General features: G+C 66.9%; 13 protein-coding genes. 8 read left to right on the top strand and 5 right to left on the bottom strand.

Annotation, left to right across the window (positions count from 1 at the left end):
* The 4 genes from O0J15_RS04465 to O0J15_RS04450 form a co-directional block, all read left to right on the top strand.
* Positions 1-1,210 (top strand): M20 aminoacylase family protein (locus tag O0J15_RS04465; RefSeq protein WP_308305154.1); only part of this gene is annotated, 1,210 nt, incomplete at its 5' end.
* Positions 1,207-1,758 carry a GNAT family N-acetyltransferase gene (locus O0J15_RS04460; RefSeq protein WP_308305153.1) on the top strand — a complete coding sequence of 184 codons (552 nt, stop codon included), beginning with the start codon at positions 1,207-1,209 and terminating at the stop codon, positions 1,756-1,758. The genes O0J15_RS04465 and O0J15_RS04460, both read left to right, overlap by 4 nt.
* Complete coding sequence (locus O0J15_RS04455; protein WP_308305152.1) at positions 1,755-3,500, top strand: amino acid ABC transporter permease/ATP-binding protein; 1,746 nt, start codon at positions 1,755-1,757, stop codon at positions 3,498-3,500. Before O0J15_RS04460 ends, O0J15_RS04455 begins: the two co-directional genes overlap by 4 nt.
* A gap of 16 nt (positions 3,501-3,516) precedes the next feature.
* On the top strand, positions 3,517-4,494 hold the full coding sequence (locus tag O0J15_RS04450; RefSeq protein WP_308305151.1) for an ABC transporter substrate-binding protein: 978 nt from the start codon (positions 3,517-3,519) through the stop codon (positions 4,492-4,494).
* A gap of 59 nt (positions 4,495-4,553) precedes the next feature.
* Here O0J15_RS04450 and O0J15_RS04445 read toward each other — a convergent pair whose 3' ends face one another.
* Entirely contained in the window at positions 4,554-7,673 is a 3,120-nt protein-coding gene (locus O0J15_RS04445) for a discoidin domain-containing protein (protein ID WP_308305150.1), read from the bottom strand.
* Between the two features lie 246 nt (positions 7,674-7,919).
* Here O0J15_RS04445 and O0J15_RS04440 point away from each other — a divergent pair, with 246 nt between their 5' ends.
* Together O0J15_RS04440 and O0J15_RS04435 are read left to right on the top strand one after the other, a co-directional pair.
* Positions 7,920-8,162, top strand: a complete 243-nt coding sequence (locus tag O0J15_RS04440) for a hypothetical protein (RefSeq protein ID WP_100053209.1) — start codon at positions 7,920-7,922, stop codon at positions 8,160-8,162.
* A gap of 34 nt (positions 8,163-8,196) precedes the next feature.
* Positions 8,197-8,694 carry an AlpA family transcriptional regulator gene (locus O0J15_RS04435; RefSeq protein ID WP_071305819.1) on the top strand — a complete coding sequence of 166 codons (498 nt, stop codon included), beginning with the start codon at positions 8,197-8,199 and terminating at the stop codon, positions 8,692-8,694.
* Positions 8,695-8,732: 38 nt separating this feature from the next.
* Here the strand turns inward: O0J15_RS04435 and O0J15_RS04430 are convergent, their stop codons facing one another.
* Positions 8,733-9,809, bottom strand: a complete 1,077-nt coding sequence (locus O0J15_RS04430; protein WP_308305149.1) for an MBL fold metallo-hydrolase — start codon at positions 9,807-9,809, stop codon at positions 8,733-8,735.
* Positions 9,810-9,913: 104 nt separating this feature from the next.
* Between O0J15_RS04430 and O0J15_RS04425 the strand changes: the two genes are divergently transcribed.
* The gene (locus O0J15_RS04425; RefSeq protein ID WP_227844631.1) at positions 9,914-10,525 is read left to right on the top strand and encodes a TetR/AcrR family transcriptional regulator; all 612 of its coding nucleotides are present in this window, start codon (positions 9,914-9,916) and stop codon (positions 10,523-10,525) included.
* Here O0J15_RS04425 and O0J15_RS04420 read toward each other — a convergent pair.
* Both O0J15_RS04420 and O0J15_RS04415 read right to left on the bottom strand, forming a co-directional pair.
* Positions 10,522-12,468: an EAL domain-containing protein gene (locus O0J15_RS04420; RefSeq protein ID WP_308305148.1), complete on the bottom strand. Its 1,947-nt coding sequence runs from the start codon at positions 12,466-12,468 to the stop codon at positions 10,522-10,524. The genes O0J15_RS04425 and O0J15_RS04420 overlap by 4 nt on opposite strands.
* Positions 12,469-12,562: 94 nt before the next feature.
* The gene (locus tag O0J15_RS04415) at positions 12,563-13,279 is read right to left on the bottom strand and encodes an SDR family oxidoreductase (RefSeq protein ID WP_308305147.1); all 717 of its coding nucleotides are present in this window, start codon (positions 13,277-13,279) and stop codon (positions 12,563-12,565) included.
* Between the two features lie 90 nt (positions 13,280-13,369).
* Between O0J15_RS04415 and O0J15_RS04410 the strand changes: the two genes are divergently transcribed.
* On the top strand, positions 13,370-14,173 hold the full coding sequence (locus O0J15_RS04410) for an APH(3')-II family aminoglycoside O-phosphotransferase (protein ID WP_308305146.1): 804 nt from the start codon (positions 13,370-13,372) through the stop codon (positions 14,171-14,173).
* Here O0J15_RS04410 and O0J15_RS04405 read toward each other — a convergent pair.
* Entirely contained in the window at positions 14,146-14,571 is a 426-nt protein-coding gene (locus O0J15_RS04405; RefSeq protein ID WP_308305145.1) for a DoxX family protein, read from the bottom strand. The two genes, O0J15_RS04410 and O0J15_RS04405, sit on opposite strands and share 28 nt — an antisense overlap.
* Positions 14,572-14,607 lie beyond the last annotated feature (36 nt).

Below are 14,607 nucleotides of genomic sequence, written 5' to 3'. Positions count from 1 at the left end.
GAACTCGGTAGCGCCGGGCCATGCCCGGCGGGATTCCGCGTCCATCGGCGTGCTGCCGGAAATTGCAGCACGCGCCGAGGCTGCCATCGCGATTCGCCACGATCTGCATCGGCACCCGGAGTTGGCCTTCGAGGAGCATCGCACCAGTGCACGTGTGGCCGAGCTGCTGCAGCAGTGGGGTTATGAGGTGACCACCGGGCTCGGCGGCACCGGTGTGGTCGGCACGCTGCAGCGCGGGCAGGGCAGCCGTCGTCTCGGCCTGCGCGCCGACATCGACGCACTGCCGATCCACGAGGACTCCGGCCTGGCCTACGCCAGCCAGACCGAGGGCCTGATGCATGCCTGCGGCCACGATGGGCATACCGCCATCCTGCTGTCTGCGGCGCATTACCTGGCCCATCACGGGCGCATCGACGGCACCCTGCAGCTGGTGTTCCAGCCTGCTGAGGAGACGGGTTCGGGCGCGTCGAAGATGATTGCCGATGGCTTGTTCGAGCGTTTCCCGGTGGATGCGATCTATGGGCTGCACAACTGGCCGGGCGTGCCGGTGGGCAACTTCGGCTTTGTCGATGGCCCGGCGATGGCATCGGTGGATTGGGCACGGCTGAAGGTGATCGGCAAGGGTGGCCATGGCGCCGAGCCACAGGGCAGCGTGGATCCGATTCTGGTCGCCGCGCACATCATCACTGCGCTGCAGAGCGTGGTGTCGCGCAATGTCGATCCGCGGCAGATGGGCGTGGTCACCGTCGGTTCGATCCACGGCGGGCAGGCCGCCAACGTGATTCCGGACGTGGTCGAGCTGAAGCTGACCGTGCGCGCCTACCTGCCGGAAGTGCGCGACACCCTGCGGCGCCGGGTCACCGAGATTGCCGAACAGACCGCCGCCGCGTTCGGTGCGCGCGCCGAGATCGAATTCCCGCGCGGCTTCCCCAGTGTGATCAACCATCCGCAACAGACCGCCTACATCCGCGAGGTGGCCGTGCAGGGCTTCGGCGCCGGACAGGTGGTGCCCGAATTCGCGCCGCGCACGGCCAGCGAGGATTTCGCGTTCCTGCTGCAGGCGCGGCCGGGCAGTTTCGTGTTCGTCGGCAACGGTGACAGTGCATCGCTGCACAGCCCGCGCTATGTGTTCAACGACGCCGCCATTGCCCCCGCCGCCAGCCTGTGGGCGCGGCTGGCCGAAGATTACCTGGTGAAGGACGCGACATGAGCCACGACGAACGCTTCCGCTATACCTCGGTCGACGACCCGCTGGCGCGGCCGTTGTTCGATGGCCTGGAGCAGGAATATGACAGTCGCTACGCTGATGTGCGTCGACGCATCGGTGGCAGCGCTCGCGAGGAGCTGCAGCGCTACCCGGCGCAGGCCTTTGCGGCCCCGGTGGGCGCCTTCGTGCTGCTGCTGCGCGACGGGGTGGCGATTTCCGGCGGTGCGTTCATGCCGCACCGCGATCCGGATACCGCCGAATTCAAGCGCATCTGGACACTGCCCGGGCTGCGTCGCCAGGGCATTGCGCGGCGCGTGCTGCAGGAGCTGGAAGAGCAGGCGGCGCGGCAAGGGTACCGGAGGGTGTTCCTGACGACCGGCTTCCGCCAGCCTGAAGCTGTTGGCCTGTACCTGAGCCACGGCTACACCGCGCTTTTCGATCTGGAGGCCGACCCGGAAACGGTTGCGCATCTGCCGTTCGAGAAGCACCTGCGGGCGACGACGCCCGTCGTTGCACCCCCGCAGGCACTGCTGCACGGAGCCCACGCATGAGCACACCGTCGACCGCGCTGGAGGGCATTGCCGCTCGTCCGGCGCCAGCACCGGCGTTGAAGATCGTGCCGGCCCGGCATCCGCTGCAGGTCTTCGGCACGGTGCTGGCACTGGCGCTGATCCTGATCGGGCTGCAGTCCGTGCTGGGCAATCCGCGCTGGGGTTGGGGCACCTTCGCCGAGTGGTTCTTCGCACGCCCGGTGTTGGAAGGCCTGGGTCGCACGCTGCTGCTGACCGCGCTTGGCACCGGCCTCGGTTTCGCGCTGGGTACGCTTCTCGCGCTGGCACGCGTCTCCGGTTCGCCGCTGCTGTCGGCGGTGTCGTGGGGCTATGTGTGGTTGTTCCGCTCGATTCCGCTACTCGTGCTGTTGTTGCTGTTGAACAACCTGGGCTATCTGTACAGCACCATCGAACTGGGCGTGCCGTTCACCGGCATCAGCCTGTTCTCGTACCCGACCACGCAGCTGATCGGTGTGTTCACCGCCGCGGTGCTGGGCCTGACCCTGAACCAGGCGGCGTTCTCGGCCGAGGTGATCCGCGGTGGCATTCTTTCGGTCGACCACGGCCAGTACGAGGCCTCGGCCGCGCTTGGCCTGCCGCGGGGCCGCCAGGTGCGCCGCATCATCCTGCCGCAGGCAATGCGCTCGATCCTGCCGGCCGCGTTCAACGATGTGATCGGCCTGGCCAAGAGCACTTCGGTGGTCTACGTGCTGGCGTTGCCGGAGCTGTTCTACACCGTGCAGGTGATCTATCGGCGCAACCTGGAAGTGGTGCCGCTGCTGATGGTGGCCACGGTCTGGTACCTGGTGATCCTGACCGTGTTGTCGCTGCTGCAGCGGCGCGTGGAACAGCGCTTCGCGCGCGGCCAGCTGCAGCGCGAGCGCTCGGTGTCGCGGGTGTCGTCACCGGTGCGGACATCCAGTGATGCTGCGCCGCGCGTGGCCAACCGCCCGCGCATCGCCACCCAGGTGGAAGCGGGCGAGGGTGCGGCGGTATCGCTGCATGGCGTGGGCAAGGTGTTCGGCGATCAGCCGGTGCTGGAAGACGTGAACCTGGAGCTGCGCGCCGGCAGCGTGACGGTGCTGATCGGCCCGTCCGGTGCCGGGAAATCCACGCTGCTGCGGTTGATCAACCACCTGGAACGTGCCGACAGCGGCTACGTGACCGTCGGCGGCCAGCTGATCGGTTACCGCCGCGAGGGTGACACGTTGTACGAACTTCCCGAGCGCGAGATCCGCCGCCGTCGTTCCGAGGTGGGCATGGTGTTCCAGGGCTTCAACCTGTTCCCGCACCTGACCGCGCTGGAGAACATCATCGAGGCGCCAATCGCGGTGCGCGGCGTGCCGCGTGCGCAGGCCGAGCGGCAGGCGCGCACGCTGCTGGAGCGGGTCGGCCTGGCCGACAAGGCCGATGCGTTCCCGCGCCAGCTGTCCGGTGGCCAGCAGCAGCGCATCGCGATTGCCCGCGCGCTGGCGCTGCAGCCGAAGGTGCTGCTGTTTGACGAACCCACGTCGGCGCTGGACCCGGAACTGGTGGCGGAGGTGCTGAGCGTGATCGAGGAACTGGCCCGTTCGGGTACCACGCTGGTGATCGTCACCCATGAACTGAGCTTCGCCCGCCGCGTGGCCGACCACGTGGTGATGATGGACCAGGGCCGGGTGATCGAGCAGGGCACGCCCGAGGCCCTGTTCGAGCGCCCGCGCCAGCAACGCACCGCCGATTTCCTGGCCAAGACCCTGTAACCCCGGAAGGAACATCATGAGCCCTGCAGCACCGCGTCGTCCCTCGCGCAGCACCCTGTTGATCGTGGGCGTGCTGGTCATCGGCATCGCCGGCATCGTCTATTCGCGCGTACGCCAGACACCGGATGCCGGCGCCGTGGCCGCGACCAGCCTGGCCGGTGCGAACACGGCCGTGCTGAAGGGTACGTTTGACCCGAAGGCTCAGGCCTTGATTCCTGCGGGCTACCGCTTCGTCACGCCGGGCGCATTCACCGTGGCGACCCACCCGGGGCAGCTACCGCTGGCCGACTACGGCGCCGACAGCAAGGACGTGGTCGGCATCGAACCGGACATCGCGCGGCTGATCGCGGATGCTTTGGGCCTGAAGCTGGTGATCGTGCCGGTGGCCTGGGCCGACTGGCCGCTGGGGCTGGAGTCAGGCAAGTACGATGCGGTGCTGTCGAACGTGACGGTCACCGAGGAACGCAAGAAGAAGTTCGATTTCTCCAGCTACCGTTACGACCTGCTGGGCATCTACACGCGCGCCGATGGGCCGATACAGAAGATCGAAAAGCCCGCCGACGTCGCCGGGCTGAAGGTGGTGGTGGGCGCCAGCACCAACCAGGACCAGATCCTGCGCCAGTGGGACCAGGAGAACATCGCTGCCGGCCTGAAGCCGGTGGAGTACCAGTACTTCGACGACGCGGTGGTCGGCCGCTTGGCGGTGATCACCGGCCGCGCCGATGTATCGTTCGAGCCCAATGCTACCGGCGCCTATTCGGCGCGCGACGGCAAGGTGCGGCGCGTGGGCCTGTTCCCTGGCGGCTGGCCGAATGCCGCAGCGATCTCGGTGACCACGCGCAAGGGCAGCGGCCTGGCCGACGCGGTGACGCAGGCGCTGAATACCCAGATAGGCAGCGGGACCTATGCGCAGGCGCTGAAGCGATGGAATGTGGCCGAGGAAGCGGTGCCGCAGTCGCAGACCAATCCGCCGGGGTTGCCGACGCTGCAATGACGCCGGGCGTGGCCCGGCGCTACCTCCGTCTTTGTAGAGCCGAGCGATGCTCGGCTGCTCTACCAACGCGCCTCCAGTGTCCGGAACGGTTTCACCAGCCGCACACCCTCGGCATCGAAGTCGGAAACGCTACGTCCATCCACACGCACCGTCTTCGGCATGGTGCGCTCCGGCCACCAGACCTTCAATGCCGTCCCGCTGCGCAGCCCCTCACCAAGCGCCACCGTCAGTGTGCCGTCGCGCTGCCGCGCCTGCATCTGCAACGTGCCATACGCTGTCGGCAGGCGTTCCACCGCCAATCCATCGCCAGCCACCCAAGACGGTGGCGTGCCCGGCAGCAGCGACAACGCATCATCGTCTTCGCGCATCAGCATGCCGAACAGCGTGCGGCCGTATTCGGCGCCGATCCACGTATGCGGCATGTCACCCAGATAGCGCGGGAAGCGCAGCCGTGAATGCACCACTTCGGCCAGCACCTGCCACTCAAGCGGGCGCCGATCATGCAGAAGCCCCTGCAGCAGCTCATCGGCCACCTGTGGCTGGCCGAGGTGCACATAGCTCAGCACGTTGCGGATCTCGTACGGTGTGTACGCGTACAGCGCACCGGGCTGGCTGCGCTTGCGGACGTCCTCCAGGTAGCGCGCGAAGGTGGTCCGCAGCGCCTCGGCGGGCAACACGCTCTGTGCGCCGGTCGGGTCCAGTGCGATCGAAACGCCGGTGGGATCGCCATCGCCCAGGTCGGCCGAGGAGGGAATGAAGTCGATGCCCTTCCACGCCATCGTCGCCCGGATCGAGGCATGCAGCGCGTCGTAAAGCAGTTTGTACTGTTCGCGTGCCCACGCTGCGGTCTCGTGGTCGCCCAGCGATTCGGCCAGCCACGCGCCGTCGTGCCAGCCCTTCAGGCCCCAATAGTCGTCCCAGTAGCTGTGGGTGGGAGACGGATAACCCTCATGGCTGATCGACGGCGCAAGAATGCCCGCGAAGCGCTCCGGCGCTGGCTGGTCGGCCTTGTAGCCGGGCGCCAGCGTGCGTTCGCGCAGTTCCTGCAGGAAGCGCAGCGCTGCCTTCACTTTCGGCAGATAGGCACGTACCGATTCGGGTCCGCCATCGAGGCGCGCGACATCGGCCACCAGCGCCACGTACTGGCCCTGGCTGTCGTACTCGATATCCGAACCGAAACCGGTGTTGACGCTGCCATCGTCGTTGAGGATCGGCGAGACCAGGCCGTTGGCATGCACGCCGTGTTCGCTGTACCAGCCCAGGTAGTCGCGCGCGACCTTGGCTTCGCCCATGCGCAGCAGCACCGCCGAGGTGGCCATGCCGTCGCGGATGAAAGAGCGGTTGTAGTTGCGGGGCCCGGGCTGCATGGCCGGGCCGGTCTGGTTGATCAGCATGTAGGCGGCCTGCGCGCGCAGCATGTCGACCAGTGAGGGATCGGGCAGGCGCAGCCCGACCTGGCCCAGCCGTGCCTGCCAGTCCGCGGAGGCCTGCGTGGCCAGGGAATCGAACGCCGCATTGGCATCGCGGGGCAGCGTGGCCAGGTCCAGCGCCGGCGCTTCGGGTAGTGCGCCATTGGCATCTGTGGCGGTGGTGCCCAGCGGGAATGCGACCACGACGGCATCGCTGGCTCCCGGTGCCAGCGATACACGGTAGTTCAACGCAGCCGCGGCAAGTCCCTGGTCGTCGCGCGCCTGTTGCGTGGAAGGCAGCTGGCCGGCAGCGAGGGTCGCGGTGAGTTCCGTTGCGCCATCCCTGCCGAACGGCGCTGCGCCGGACGCAGCCACCGGCGTGAGCGACCGCAGCAGCGTGCGGCCATTGATGCGCACGGCCTGCCCATCGATGGCCACATCGCGGATGGGTGACAGCCCGCCGTTCTGCCACGGCGGATTCATCTGCATCGGGCGCACGACGAGGCTGAGCGTGCCTTCGATCCTGGCGCTGCCCGTGTTGTGCAGGCGATGCCGCAAGAACGTTACCGGCTGGCCGTCGCGCTCGATGGCGAATACCTCGCTGCGCAGCTCCAGGCCGGGCTGCGGTGACCAGGTGGCGGAGGGCATCGGCTTCCAGCCATCCCGCAATGCGTGCTGTATCGGCTGTCCTGCCGCGCCAGCGGCACGCCCGTCAGCGCCACGCCAGATCGGCTGCACCAGCGGCGCGCCCTTGAAGGCTTCCAGATTGCCGTATTCGTCGAAGATCGATTTCTGTCGTCCTGCGTGCACACCGACGGCGGTCCAGTAGGTCTGCTGCATCTGCAGCGATGCCGGGAACAACGCGCGCTGAGCGCCGCTGGCGGTGATCTGGTATCGCTTCATCGGCGTCATTACCGCCTTTGGCCCGAGCAGGCGCAGTCGCGCGACCTGCGGTGCGGGGCCGTCCACGCTCAGCCGGAACGCACGCAGGGGTTGTGCCGTGTCAGCAGCCAGCCAGCTTTGCCGATGATTGGCCGCCTGTGCATCGTGTGCGAGGTCCTGCCAACGGCCCTGTGCATCCTGCGCCTGCAGTCGCGCAGCGCCGCGCGCGCCATCGGCCCAGTCGACCACCAGGCCAGCCGTGGATTGAGCCTGCGGCAGCGTGATCTCGAGCGCATGGGATCCACCTTTTCCGGTCGGAACCGCAACGGTGCCGCCGCCTTGCCAGAGCGCGGCTGCCTGTGTTGCATCGACATCGGCGATGCGTGCGCTGAGCGTGCTGTCCAGCGGCTCCATTTCGAAGATCGACACACCCCAGTCGGAGGTGCGCTGCGGGCTGGCCAGTCGTAGATAGCGCGCCTGCCGCGGCGCGAAGTACAGCGTTTCCACATCGCCCAGTGAATCGGCCATGGTGTACGCGGTCTGCCACTGCGTACCATCCAGTGAGGTCTGCAGTGAATGGCCTTCCGGGTTGGAGACATCCCAGGTGAGTCGTGCGCCAGCCAGCAGGGTTGGCGTGCCCAGATCGATCTGGAACCAGTGGCCGGGGCTGAAGGCGCCGCCGGTGACGGTCTTCGGATCGCCGTCGATCAGGTGGCCGATCGCCATCGCCGGCACCTGCTGTGAGGAACTGCTGGCCTGCCATTGGCTGCGCGGGGGGAGGGTCTGTGCCTGCGCGCTGTAGGCCAGCGCGGCCAACAGCAGGGCAGCGACAGGGCACAACGGGAAAAGCGGGGTGGAGACCTTGGAGCGTTCGGCGCGCAACGTCATTACGGACAGCCTCGCAGGTTCGACCGGAATCGGGCGAGCGCTACGCTAGCAAGGGATGTAATCGGTTACATGACGCGCTGCAATAGCGCCAGGCTGTGCGTGGCGTGTCGGAGGCATGACCGCGTTGACGGCTATGGCTCTGGACGCGCGCCCTGGAAGGGCTAGCTTGGGTCGAGGTCAAGGAGTTCAATATTCGGTTGTCATTTGACAACCTTCGTTGGCAGGTGCAGACTTCGGAGAAGGCGGATGTCTCGTGTGCGTCACCCCGACAAGGACATTGAAGCCGCATTGCGATTTGCGGAAGCAAGGGGTTGGAGATTGCGGGTAGGCGGCAGCCATGCGTGGGGGCGGATGTACTGCCCCTACAACGACAGCAAATGCCGGTGCGGGGAATTCTGCGTCGTGAGCATCTGGAGTACGCCACGCAACACCTGCAATCACGCCAGAGCGCTGCGCCGTGTGGTCGAGAACTGCAGCCGTGAGCAATGAGAAACGGTGCGAGCCGAAACGAGGTGGGCAGATGATGGAGTTCAATTTCACCCTCAAGTACCGCCTGCCGGACGCGTACGACGATGGCGGCATGCTGGAGCAGCGACTTGTGGAAACGGGTTGCGATGATGCGCTGCTGGGCATCGGGCGACCCGGCCGGATGGCGCTGGCATTCTGTCGTGAGGCTGACAATGCCGGTGCTGCCCTGGCGTCGGCATTGGGCGATGTACAGCGTGCCGTGCCGGGGGCCGAGCTGGTCGAAGTAAGCCCCGATCTGGTGGGGCTGACCGATGTGGCGGACCTGTTGGGGGTATCGCGCCAGAACATGCGCAAGCTGATGCTGGCCAACCCGCAGTCATTTCCTTCACCGGTCCACGAAGGGACGACGTCGATCTGGCATTTGGCTGACATCCTCGACTGGCTGCAGGCGCGCGGCAGTGGGAAAGTCACCTCGGAAATGGCGGAGCTTGCTACCGCAGCGTTGCAGCTCAACCTGGCCCGCGAAGGGCGCAGGTTGCAGCCAAAGGTGTAGTGCGGGCCACGGCCGGCACCCACCCGGAAAGCGAGGCGTTACAACTCCACCGTCTCCCACCAGCGCGTGCCCGCCTGCGGCGCCTGCATGTCCAGCGCTTCGCCCATCATCGGCGTGGCCACCGGCACGTTCTTCGCCGCGGCCAACGCGGTGATCCGCTCGAACGGCTGCTGCCATGCGTGCAGGGCCAGATCGAAGGTGCCGTTGTGGATCGGCAGCAGCCACTTGCCGCGCAGGTCCAGGTGCGCCTGCAGCGTCTGTTCCGGCTGCATGTGCACGAACGCCCAGCGCGGATCATAGGCGCCGGTCTCGATCATGGTCAGGTCGAACGGGCCGTACTTCTCGCCGATGGCCTTGAAGCCGTCGAAGTAGCCGGTGTCGCCGCTGAAGAAGATGCGGAAGTCGTCGTCCTGGATCACCCACGACGCCCACAGGCTGCGGTCGCTGTCGCCCAGGCCGCGGCCGGAGAAGTGCTGGCCCGGGGTGGCGGTCAGGCGCAGGCCGCTGGCCTCGGTCGATTGCCACCAGTCCAGCTGTTCGACTCTGCTGGCGTCCACACCCCAGGCAATCAGCTGGTCGCCGACGCCGAGCGGGGCGATGAAGCGCGCGGTCCTGCCTGCCAGCTGCATCACGGCGGCATGGTCCAGGTGGTCGTAGTGGTTGTGCGAGAGGATCACGCCAGCGATCGGCGGCAGCGCGTCGATGCTGATCGGTGGCGCATGGAAGCGGGCCGGGCCCATCCACTGCACCGGTGAGGCGCGCTCGGAGAACACCGGGTCGGTCAGCCAGTACTGGCCACGCAGCTTCAGCAGGATCGTGGAGTGCCCAAGCCGGAACAGGCTGCGGTCCGGCGCGGCGTCCAGCGTGGCGCGGTCCAGCGGCTGCACCGGAATGGGGTGGGCCGGGACGGTGCCCTTGGGCTTGTTGAACAGGAACGTCCACCAGATCTCCGCACCGTCGCGCAGGCCCATCGCCGGACGGGGCAGGGCATTGCGGAACTTGCCATCACGGTACTGCGGCGAATCGGGGAAGTCGGGGAGGGACCAGGACTTGCAGAAGGTGTAGGCGGTCACGGCGAGGATTCCAAGCAAAAGGACAAGGAGCAGGCGCTTCATGGGTGACGTCCGCTGAGTACACTGCACAGTGTAGTTTCGTGTTTTTCAAAAGTACACTGTCCGGTGTAAAATGTGCGCATCCGTTCAGTTATCCGGTTTCTGCCATGCCCCGTGCCCCGCAACGCCTGACCGACCGTAAACGCGATGCCATCGTGCGCGCGGCGGTGGAGGAGTTCCGTGCCTCGGGCTACGAGGCCACCAGCATGGACCGCATCGCCGAGGCGGCCGGGGTCTCCAAGCGCACCGTCTACAACCACTTTCCCAGCAAGGAAGCGTTGTTCTCGATGATCCTGGAGGAGCTCTGGGAACGCAGCGTGGCCAGCGACGCGTTACCGTACCGCGCCGACCAGCCGCTGCAGGCGCAGCTGCTGCAGTTGCTGGGCCAGAAGCTGGAACTGCTCAGCGATGCCAACTTCATTGACCTGGCGCGGGTGGCGATGGCCGAGATCATCCACTCACCGGAGCGCGCGCAGGCCATCGTCTGCCGCATGGGCGAAAAGGAAAGCGGCGAGAGTGCCTGGATCCGCGCGGCCATCGCCGATGGCCGACTGCGCGAGGTCGATCCGGAGTTCGCCGGCCACCAGCTGCACGGGCTGGTGAAGAGCTTCGCGTTCTGGCCACAGGTGACGATGGGGCAGGCACCGTTGAGCGCACAGGAGCGTGCACGCGTTGCCGAATCAGCGGTGGCGATGTTCCTGGGTTTCTACGCAATCTAGCTGGTAGCGAAGCGGCGGAACTCGTCGGCCGGCAGCGCCGCCGAGTACAGATAGCCCTGGCCGACATCCACACCCAGTGCGCGCAGTTGCTGTTCCTGCGCCAGGGTCTCGGTACCTTCAGCCACCACGATTGCACCGCAGCGGTGCGCGACTTCGACGATGAAGCGCACGATCGACTGCGACTTGGCGTCGGACAGGGTGGCGATCAGGGCCTGCTCGATCTTGACCTCGGCGATGGCCAGCTGCGAGAGCAGGATCAGGGTTGAATAGCCAGCGCCGAAATCATCCAGTGACAACGTGACCTCCGCCGCCAGCAGCTGTGCGATGTTGGCATCGACCACGTCGCGCTCGACGATCTCGGTCCATTCGACGATCTCCAGGCGCAGCATCACGCCGGGCACATCGTGCAGCTGCAGCAGTTCCTGCAGGCGCAGGCCGAAGCCGGGCAGGCGCAGTGACTCGGCCGATACATTCACGGCGATTTTCAGCTGCGTGCCATCGCGTCGGCACTGCTGCAGGAAGTTGATGGCCGACTGCAGCGTGGCCCATTCCAGTTCAGCCAGCCGCCCCTGCCGGCGCAGCAGCGAGATCACCCGCATCGGCGCGATCAGCCGCCCCTCGCCGTCGCGCATGCGCAGCAGTGCTTCGGCGCCGACCAGCTGGCGATCCTGCAGGCGATGCTTGGGCTGGTAGCACAGCGGGGCGTCGCCCTGCTGCAGCCAGTGATCAAGGGCGACTTCAATCAGGGTGTCGATCTCGCTGTCGCGCTGGATCGGGTCGTCGAAGAACACGACGCCGGATTCGATCGCACTCAGCGCCACGGTGATTGCCCGGAAGGGCAGGTGGCCATCGTCTGCCGCGCCCGGTGGCTTCAGTTCGACTACCGCGCAGCGGAACAGCGGCCGGAAGCCGGGCCAATCGCGGCCGACCTGATCGGCCAGGTTGCTGGCCAGCTCGGTGATCTGCGGTTGCGTGCGCAGTTCGGACAAGGTCAGGTCGCGCACCAAGATCGCCAGCGCGGCATCGCCGAACTGGTAGATCTCCAGCTGGCCGGCCGGCAGCGAGGGCAGCAGCCGATGCACCTCTTCGGTGCTGTCGCGCTGCCACAGTCCGTTGTCCTGCAGCGGACCGTAGCGCAGGCGCAGGTCGCGCAGGTTGCCCATCTCGGCCACGATCAGGCAGGCCTTGCCGATACCGTCGTTGTCGCGCCAGTAATGCTGCAGGCGTTCGCCGAGCGCACGCATGTTGGGCAGGCCACTGATTGGATCGATGCGCAGCCAGGCCTGTTCGCGCTGGCGTTGGGCATCGATCTGCGCATCGTTGTAGACCAGTGCGAACACCGCGCCGAGCATCAGCAGCGATAGTGGTAGTGCCAGCAGCCGCTGGATTGCCAGCTCCTCCACGGGTAGCTGGTTGGCACCAATGATTGCTACGCCCAGTGCCAAGCCCAACGCAGTGACGACGACACGAACGCCCCAGGCCTGCAGGATCATGCGCAGCGAGAGTTGATTGAGCATGTGCGGGTGCAGGCGCCTGCGCAGCCAGACGCCGGCCAGCATCTGCAGCGTGGCCTCGAGGCCGGCAGGCAGGAAGTACTGGGTGCCGGCGAACTGGTAGCGGGCCAGCAGGCTGGCGCCCAGGCACACCAGGCCACCGCGCCAGCCGCCGAGCAGGCCGCTGACCAGCAGAATGTCGAAGCCGAGGTGCAGCTTGACCACGCCCTGGGTGTAACGGGCCACGAACCAGGAATTGAACAGGTAGATCAGGCCCAGTGCCACGCCCACATACAGGCGGCGGCCTTCAATGGCATGGCCGGCACGGCGGGTGGCGATCAGCAGCACCCCGATCATGCCGATCACTGCGGTGGCCTGCAGCAGGTACAGCGGCAGGCTGGGCAGGGAACCGTCCAGGACCTGGGCCGACACCCGTGACAGCGCATCCATAGCATTCCCGCCTGTGACCGACGGCCGGTGAGGAGCAGGGTAAACCACGACCGCGCGCGCGGCCACTGATGGTGCCCTGCGGCGGCCGGCAAGGTCAGTAGCGTGGGTCGGCGATGGCTGGCAGTACCAGTTCACGTACGAAGCCGGACGGCGACAGCTGCAGCAGCGCACGCACCATGGTCACCACGTCGTGTACCGGGACAAGTTCGCCATCCCCGCGTGCTGCGGCCTCTGCCACCGGCACCGACAGTGCATCGTCGGTGTTGAGGCAGCCCAGCTGCAGGCTGGTCACCGCCAGCCGGCGATCGCGGAAGCCCTCGCGCAGTGCATCGGCGATGCCGTTGAGTGCGAACTTGGATGCGCCGAACGCCACTTCCGGGCGGCCACTGCGCGGCAGTGCCGAGGTTGATCCGGTCAGCACCAGCTGCGGGCGTGGTGCGCCGAGCACTCGCGGCAGCAGGCGCTGCAGCAGCACCAGGGTGGCGGTGATGTTGACGTCGACCAGTTGGGTGAGCGCGGCATCGCTCTCGTCGAGGAAGGCGTACTCGTCGCTGAAGGCGGTCTCTTCCCAGATGCCCAGGTTGTGGATCAGCACATCCAGATCGGCCGGTGCCTGCGCTGCGATGTGATTGGCAGCCAGGGTGGGTTGGGACAGATCGGCCTCGATCCACTGCAGGGTGACACCCTCTGGGCATTCAAAGTCGCGCGGACGGCTGCGCGAAACGCCGATGACGGTGTCGCCCGCACTGCACAGGCCTTCCACGAATGCCCGACCGAGGCCCCTGCTGGCGCCGATGACCATCAATTTCATGTCGCTTCCTTCCATTGCGCGCTCTGCTGGGCGGTGTGCTTCGGGATCGGCGAGAATCCGTAGGGTCCGCAGCAACAGGAGCATCCCGACATGGGAGCACCCGATCCCTTCACTGATGGCCTGCCGCTGCCGCGGGCGTGGCAGGAAGCGTTGGCCGATGCGCGCATCGAGCGGCAGTCGATCGGCGTGTCGCGTGCGGATGTTGCTCGTGTGCAGCAGCCAGGCCAGCCCGATGCCTTCGTGAAGTCGGAAGTGATCGACGCCTTCAGTGAGCTGGGCGATGAGATCATGCGCCTGCGCTGGCTGCAGGCACAGGGACTGCCGGCGCCAACGGTGATTGCCACCGCGGAAGAAGCGGGCCGGCGCTGGTTGCTGATGAGCGCGCTGCCCGGCCGCGACCTGGCCTCGTCGCCGGAACTTGCGCCGCAGCAGTTGGTGGAACTGCTGGCTGACGCGCTGCGCAGGCTGCATGCGTTGCCGGTGGCAGCCTGTCCGTTCGACCAGCGATTGGCCTCGCGCTTGCAGGCCGCCGCCGCCCGCGTCGAGGCGGGTCTGGTCGACGCCGATGACTTCGATGACGAGCGCCTGGGGCAGAGCGCACAGCAGGTGTTCGCCGAACTGTGCAGCACCCGGCCCGACCATGAAGATCTGGTGGTCAGCCATGGCGATGCGTGCCTGCCGAACCTGATGGCGGTCGAGGGGCGTTTCAGTGGTTTCATCGACTGTGGGCGACTGGGTGTTGCCGACCGCTACCAGGACCTGGCGCTGGCCGCGCGCAGCCTGGTCCACAACTTCGGCGACACGTGTTGGGTGGCGCCGTTGTTCCAGCGCTATGGCGCGGCGGCCGACGAGCGTCGGCTGGCGTTCTACCGGTTGCTCGACGAGTTCTTTTGAGCCCGCGCATGGCTGGCGATGGCCGCGCAGATCAGGCCACCGACCACGCTCAAGTGTTCCAGCGCGAAGAACAGGGCCAGCTGCTGTTCCGCGCCGTGCTTGGTCCAGAAGGTATGCACGACGGCGATGGTCAGCAGCATGAACACTGCCAGCGCGCCGCTGCCCAGCCATAGCAGGCGGTCGAGCAGCAGGCACAGTGAGCCACCCAGCAGCACCACGGCGCTGGCGATGTTGAACAGCGCGGGCGGTTGCAGCCCGGCGGCCTGCATTTCGGCCACGCTGTTGTCCCACGCCAGCAGCTTGGCCAGGCCCGAGGACAGGAACACCACGGCCAGCAGCAGCCGGGCGAGGAACCACAGCACGCGGCTGTCGAGCAGGGTGGTGATCATCCGTGGCATGCAGGAACTCCGGGTTGGGCATGGAACAGGTCGCGC

This window comes from Stenotrophomonas sp. Sm10 (assembly GCF_030985515.1).
Classification (GTDB): domain Bacteria; phylum Pseudomonadota; class Gammaproteobacteria; order Xanthomonadales; family Xanthomonadaceae; genus Stenotrophomonas; species Stenotrophomonas hibiscicola.
This window is presented reverse-complemented; position numbering and strand designations above follow the sequence as displayed.

Coding starts and splice junctions, on each gene's coding strand:
- O0J15_RS04425 (WP_227844631.1), top strand. CDS start 9,914: ATGCCCCGTGCCCCGCAACGCCTGACCGACCGTAAACGCGATGCCATC.
- O0J15_RS04420 (WP_308305148.1), bottom strand. CDS start 12,468: ATGGATGCGCTGTCACGGGTGTCGGCCCAGGTCCTGGACGGTTCCCTG.
- O0J15_RS04435 (WP_071305819.1), top strand. CDS start 8,197: ATGGAGTTCAATTTCACCCTCAAGTACCGCCTGCCGGACGCGTACGAC.
- O0J15_RS04405 (WP_308305145.1), bottom strand. CDS start 14,571: ATGCCACGGATGATCACCACCCTGCTCGACAGCCGCGTGCTGTGGTTC.
- O0J15_RS04415 (WP_308305147.1), bottom strand. CDS start 13,279: ATGAAATTGATGGTCATCGGCGCCAGCAGGGGCCTCGGTCGGGCATTC.
- O0J15_RS04410 (WP_308305146.1), top strand. CDS start 13,370: ATGGGAGCACCCGATCCCTTCACTGATGGCCTGCCGCTGCCGCGGGCG.
- O0J15_RS04430 (WP_308305149.1), bottom strand. CDS start 9,809: ATGAAGCGCCTGCTCCTTGTCCTTTTGCTTGGAATCCTCGCCGTGACC.
- O0J15_RS04455 (WP_308305152.1), top strand. CDS start 1,755: ATGAGCACACCGTCGACCGCGCTGGAGGGCATTGCCGCTCGTCCGGCG.
- O0J15_RS04460 (WP_308305153.1), top strand. CDS start 1,207: ATGAGCCACGACGAACGCTTCCGCTATACCTCGGTCGACGACCCGCTG.
- O0J15_RS04440 (WP_100053209.1), top strand. CDS start 7,920: ATGTCTCGTGTGCGTCACCCCGACAAGGACATTGAAGCCGCATTGCGA.
- O0J15_RS04445 (WP_308305150.1), bottom strand. CDS start 7,673: ATGACGTTGCGCGCCGAACGCTCCAAGGTCTCCACCCCGCTTTTCCCG.
- O0J15_RS04450 (WP_308305151.1), top strand. CDS start 3,517: ATGAGCCCTGCAGCACCGCGTCGTCCCTCGCGCAGCACCCTGTTGATC.